The organism is Peribacillus acanthi (genome assembly GCF_003073175.1).
GTDB lineage: Bacteria > Bacillota > Bacilli > Bacillales > DSM-1321 > Bacillus_BN > Bacillus_BN acanthi.
This window is the reverse complement of the sequence record NZ_QBBX01000029.1, coordinates 15,288-21,489: the sequence shown is the minus strand read 5'-3', so window position 1 is coordinate 21,489 and position 6,202 is coordinate 15,288. Positions and strand designations below refer to the sequence as shown.

The window sequence follows — 6,202 nt, the reverse complement described above, 5'->3', positions numbered from 1 at the left end:
TTTGTTGTGATGATAATGCTTTTGGTTTCATAACACATAGAAATGACTTGGAACAGTAACTCTGCTCCTTGCTTATGCAGAGGGATGTACCCTAATTCATCTAATATTAGTAAATCAAGTTTTTCTATTTGCCTAAAAAGCTTATTTAATGTGCCCTTTTCGTTCGCTTCTAATAACCGGTTTACAAGTGAAGCTACCGTATAGAATTTAATAGACTTGCCAAACTTCTGTATGGCATTTAAGCCGATAAGGGATGCTAAATAAGTTTTACCTGTGCCAACTCCTCCGTAAAAAATAAGGTTTTCTTGCTGTTCCATGAACGTTCCGTTCAGTAGATCCTCTTTATTTAATCCTTGAGTGAGTAGAATGTCCCTCCAGTCAAAAGGGTTTCCTTTCACCTTTGGAAGAGTGGCTTGTGTCAGTAATAGATTGGTTTTCCTTTCTTCACGCTGCTCGATTTCCTTTTCAAAAAGTTTTAATAAATAATCTTCATTTGTGGTCGCTTCAATTTCATGATAATGCTCTCTTATCCAACTTAATTTTAGACGCTTGGCATATTGCTGAATCACTGTATTCAATTGAGCTCCACCGCCTTAAGTAGCTGATCATAATGATTAAGACCTCTTTCAGCTTGAGGCATATCGGGCAATGAAAATTTGGGCTGAATATCAGCTCGATGTCCACGTCCATTTATAAGCTGATAGAATACCTGTTTGATAGACTCAACCGAAGGGTGACCGCGTTCAGAAGCAATGGCTAGTGCCTCAGTAATTCTAGTGAAATCATGTTCCTTTAATACCGTTGATAAAAGTTTTAGAGCCTCAGGTTTTTCTGTGGCTGTACATGAATGAAAATAAGTCTGCCACTCAGTTGGCATCTGTTCATAGAAACTTGTGTATTTGAGTGCCAAAGGACGTTTGGCCATTAAATTCAAGTATGGCTGCCATTTCATCGATTTCCTATACTGACCATACAATCTAGAATGACTTACAACTAGTTGATGTTCATCCGTTAGGCTATCTACTTTGTTATAGGTGATTCTTACTAATACCTTACTTAACGCAAATCTTGGAGAGGTTGAATATATGTTTTTCTCCACTTTTATGTACCCATACTTATCAGCCTTTACGGTTTCGTATCTCACACACTGATATTCCTTACTAGGAAGGAGAAGACAATGCTCCATGTCTTCTTTGAATAATTGAGCTATGAGTGTTTCTTTTTCATAGTGTTTACGATTTCTATCCTTCTCTGCCTTAGACCAAAATTCCATATTCAGTTTGTCTAAATCGAGAACCGGAAGACTCGGCAGTAAGAAGTTATTCCTCACATATTTAACCATGGCTTCAACGTGGCCCTTTTCGTTGCCACTATTCGGATTACAGAATTCACACTCAAATCCATAATGAAGAACGAAGTTTTGAAACTCCTCCGTTAACTGCCGTTCCCCATTTGGCAATACCTTTTTCACGGCAGGTGATAGGTTATCGAACCTAATGGTTTTAGGTACTCTATTTATATAATGGAAGATTCTTTTTAACCCCTCTAGAAAACACTCACGATTTTGAGAAGGAAACACCTGAAAATAGAATGAATTACTATAAGGAAAGGATAATACCAAATAGGGTAGCACCATTTCTTCACCTTGATATTTGAATGGCGCCTCTCCAAAATCGACTTGTGCAGTACCTGGCCTAGCCTCTAATGGTAGAGAAACCTGACTAGATTCATTTAATAGTTCTTTTTTTCTAGATGATACATAACTTCTAACTGTACGATCGGAACCCTCAAAATCAAAGTCTTCCTTCAATTGTTCCCATATTCTCTTTGCGGTCCTACGAAACTTTCTCTTTTTCTTAAAGTCTTCCAAAAGCCATTCGTCCACGATATGTTTTACTGGCCCCATTACTGGAGAAGGTCTGTCTTGTTTTACTTTCGCTTGAGGGCTGAAGTCCTCAAGGTCTGCATATTTCTTAACGGTTCTAGAATCTATATCCATCTTTTTAGCAACTTCTGAATAACTAGTACCTTTTTTGTTTACTTCATGTCTGATATAATTTATCTCGGCCACTGCCAACATCTCCTTAATACCTCCTGCACTGCTTTGTCCCAACAGGAAGTGTATGTGTATTCGGGAATGTTGACAAGTGGTTTTTTTAATTTATGCAGGCCCCTCGGGGCCTGCATAAATTAAATGCCATATCCTACATTTTTAGCGTGCCATAAACAGTTCCAACAAGTAAATTTAATAACAGAAGAAAAGGTAATTTAGAATTTACTTCTAAACAATTAATGTTGTATTTTACTTTTACAACTGAAAGAGTTCAATTAATAAAGAAAAAAATAGACATTTTTAAAAAACAGAACAATATTGATAAACACTTAAGTATGATTAAATCTCAAGTGGATAAAGAAAGCGACTTAAAAATAAAAGAAAAACTAATATCAAATATATTTAGCTTTATCACAGACGAAAGCAATGAGTTTGTAGTAAACGAAGAATTATATGTGCAAGGGAAATCAGCCTATTATAGGAAATATACAAGTAAAATTGGATTGGAAGCAATTTTACCAAGATACAATCACCCTTTGACTGAATGTGTTATTTATTTTAAAATCCTTAAAGCACGGGATTGTATGTTAATTTTAGATAATAAGCTTGTAGTAACTCAACTCTTCAAAGGGATCTATTCAGACCCAAAATATGGTGGAAGGGGATTTTTGAGAAGTAATAATAAAAATAAGTCAACTGAAAATATTTTCGATCTAGATAATGCTCATATTGAAATTGGTAATACTAGATTGAAAATATCTAAAGATGACATTTATTTACTCTGTGAAGTAATTGATTCATATGCTAATAATTATATTAACTCAATCAGATTAATTGAAGATGTACTTAAGACACAAAAATACCCTCTTTCAAAAAAAATAAACAATTATAAACTCTTATATCTTACATATCAAGAATGGGAAAAACTATTGAAGTTCTCTGTGAAACATGATGTCGATAAGGGTATAGGCAATTGGTATATTTTTGATAAAAATAGACATTATATAAAAATTTACACGAAAAATCATGAAAGATACGGAGAAGGCTATCATGCTTTCTTCCATGCAGAACATTTTGAGGACATAGTATATTATCCAAGTTTAACATCTAAGGACATTTGTATAACCTTTGAATTTATTGAGGATTTTGAACACATAGATGATGAACTACTAGGTGAAAAATTCCACTGGAATGCAGAAATCGCATATAACTGGTTTACAAATGAATTCATACCAAAAGTATTAGGTAAGAAAAAGTATAATAAAGACAGTAAAAAAGATAAAGATACTGAAATGATTTTCTTTGGAAGAAATATCGAAAAAGTTATATATTTAGATGAATTACAAATTGATAATTATAATAGTTTAATAGAAATTATCGAATTATTACAATCTCATTTTCATTCAAATCCTCATAATATATATAGAATTAAGAAGGAAAATTTACAAGGTGTTTATCAGTCTATTTTGTTGTGTCTTAGCAAAGCTAAGGAGATTGATTTATATTATGTTTGTGGAAAACTAAATGTTAATATATGTGAAACGATTGATGAACTTATTGAATCCATAACAGAAATAAAAAACAGAATATCAGATGAGACAATTAATGGATTTGGAATTGATTTATTATTTAGGGCATTAGTTATTATAATGAGATATAATGATAATTTATCAATAAATGAGATAAATTCTCTACGAATTTATATTGATTATTTTGTTAAACAACATGATTTGGAAGTATTATTGGAAAAGTATTCAATTGATTTTATTAATTAATAGGCGTGTTTCAAAGAGGAATTTTAAAGTAGAATTTAAGACAATACTACAAATTTGTAATTAAAAAGCACTTTCTTAAGTTATAAGAAGTGCTTTTTTAATGCTTTATTATTTTTCTATGAAAAAACAACTATTTACAGTTATCCCAACATTTGAATTTCAGGGTAGAATTAATAAGAGTTAATCTCATATTTTTTTTGCAAATTGAGCAAATCGTATTAGCTTCTGGAATCCCAGTATTTAACAAGGAATTAATTAGTTCTAAATGTAATTTTTTTCGTAAATTTCTTAGAGTTGTTACGGGATGTTTCTTATTTTTAATTGAAAATTCACCAATGATAATATTATTAGGATTAGTACTACTTAGTGGAATTAACCCTATTTTATATTTTTTGAAAACAATTATCTGTAGTGAAAGTAAATAATGATTAATATTTTTGGCCTTTAAGAAGTAATTGACAGTAAAAATATGATCTTTAATTTCAAGAGGTAATATATATATATTTGGTTGTTTCACTAGTAAAGTATTTTTACATTCATTCTCAATTACCTCGAGTTTTGAATAATAATTGAGTTGTTCGGAATGTTCTTTAAATCTACTATACCATATATCAATTTTCCCTTTATTTAATTCATATTGAGCAAATACTTCTTTTACGCTTAAAACATCTTCCTTTTGTTTATTAATTTCTACCTGTATATTTAATAATTCCTCTTTAATTTCGTTTAATTTTGGTGAAATTTTTAACTTTGATAAAGCTTTATTCCAAAGGTTATTTATATTTTCAAAATCTCTATTCTTTTTTAATTGTTTATTAATTAATTCTAATTCTTTTTCCTTCTCAATATTATATTTCAGTTGAATCCTATTGAAATCGTCATAAAACCTATTATACCTATCTAGATTATCCTTGAAGATTGGTTGATCTGCTTCACTTTTCTTTAGAAAATTACTTATACTTTTAGTTATTATTAGACTTCACTCGTCTTTTGTAGGCATCCTACCTCCCCATAGACCACAAATGAATCTTTCTATTTGTTTCTCTAATAATAATGGGTTAGTGGAAGGGTATTCAGCAAAACATAATTCCTTATCAACTTCATTTAAAAATGCTACTTGATGTAATACTGAGAAAAGCTCCATATACCAATATGTATTATTTTTATAGTTAAAACTTACTATTGGACCATAACATGCTATAGGTTTATTTAATAATTGTTCTAAGTTTCCGACAAATGGTAAATAGTCTGGATTAACAACTATATTAAAATTCTTTGTATCATCACCAATAGTATGTATTTTTAGTGTAGCACTCCCAAAATCATTATATTTAATTGCTTTAACTTTACCATAAAGAATACATATGAATTCTTTATTTACATTATTAATTTTGTCTAAAATATTTGAAGGAGTATAGAATAACTCTCCAATTTTAACTTTTTCTCCTCCCTCAGTTAGTACATAATAATTCGGAAAAGACTTATTTTCGAGCACGCTAAAATCAATATTAAAATCATTCATTAAACTTTTAAGGAATCCAAAAAAAATTGAACTGCTTTGCGTAGAAAAGTAATTAGTGAATGTTCCCTTAGTACTTTTGCTTAGTAAAGGAAGAGGGGAGACCATAATTTGATTACCATTTAATTTAATCTTTAATATCCCCAGTTTACTATCAATATAATTTATTATGTTTCTATAAGGACATTTTTCTTCATGGTCCACGTCTGAATTTTTCCGTCTAAAATAAAATCTCCCTAATTTTTTTCCATCATAATGTGTTACGTCTGTTGGATCGACCATTTTTTTTTCACTTGTGGGTAATGACTCGCATCCAATACAAATATACTTTCTTTTTTTTAATATTGGTTTTCTAGAAATAATAATTGCAGAAACCTTTTCTTTTGTACTCTTATCAAGTGCATATTTCATACTTAAATCTGATTTATTAACTAGCACATGCCGCACTCCTTAAAAAATCCACTTTTGTATTATATTATCAAATTTTGTAACGATATGTATGATTTAATAATTTCTTGGGAGTGTTAGTTTATTAAAAGTTTACAAAAGTCTTCAACTTCTTCATCAGGTAAGTCTAAGAAAACCTTCTTACAGGTAGAACAGTAAAACTTATTTGATGTATCAAAAAAAGGCACAATACCGTTTTCGTTAAATAGATATAAATATGAAATTAATTTAATTGAACATTTGGGACAATGTAAAGGTATATAAATTGGTTTATTTAATGGATTTATTGATTCAATACAGTGTATTTTTATTGATTTGATCTTTTTTGTACTCATTAAAACCTTCTCCTATTGAAGCAACTTAGATAAACGAAGGCTGGGCTTCTTATTGGCATCAGAGGATCCTAAG

4 protein-coding genes and 1 pseudogene are annotated in these 6,202 nt (G+C 30.3%); 2 read left to right on the top strand and 3 right to left on the bottom strand.

Annotated elements, in window-relative coordinates; genetic code table 11:
- Both DBX25_RS19410 and istA read right to left on the bottom strand, forming a co-directional pair.
- Positions 1–578 (bottom strand): ATP-binding protein (locus DBX25_RS19410; RefSeq protein WP_108672404.1); only part of this gene is annotated, 578 nt, incomplete at its 3' end.
- Positions 575–2,080 (bottom strand): IS21 family transposase, encoded by a 1,506-nt coding sequence (gene istA, locus DBX25_RS19405; RefSeq protein WP_108672403.1) that lies wholly within the window; start codon positions 2,078–2,080, stop codon positions 575–577. The genes istA and DBX25_RS19410, both read right to left, overlap by 4 nt.
- A 323-nt stretch (positions 2,081–2,403) precedes the next feature.
- On the opposite strand from istA, the gene DBX25_RS19400 reads away from it, so the two are divergent.
- The gene (locus tag DBX25_RS19400; RefSeq protein WP_157951022.1) at positions 2,404–3,828 is read left to right on the top strand and encodes a hypothetical protein; all 1,425 of its coding nucleotides are present in this window, start codon (positions 2,404–2,406) and stop codon (positions 3,826–3,828) included.
- 979 nt (positions 3,829–4,807) lie between these two features.
- On the opposite strand, the gene DBX25_RS19395 is transcribed toward DBX25_RS19400, so the two are convergent.
- Positions 4,808–5,785, bottom strand: a complete 978-nt coding sequence (locus DBX25_RS19395) for a hypothetical protein (RefSeq protein ID WP_108672401.1) — start codon at positions 5,783–5,785, stop codon at positions 4,808–4,810.
- A gap of 373 nt (positions 5,786–6,158) precedes the next feature.
- Between DBX25_RS19395 and DBX25_RS21685 the strand changes: the two are divergent.
- A pseudogene (locus DBX25_RS21685) lies at positions 6,159–6,202 on the top strand (hypothetical protein); the annotation flags it as partial.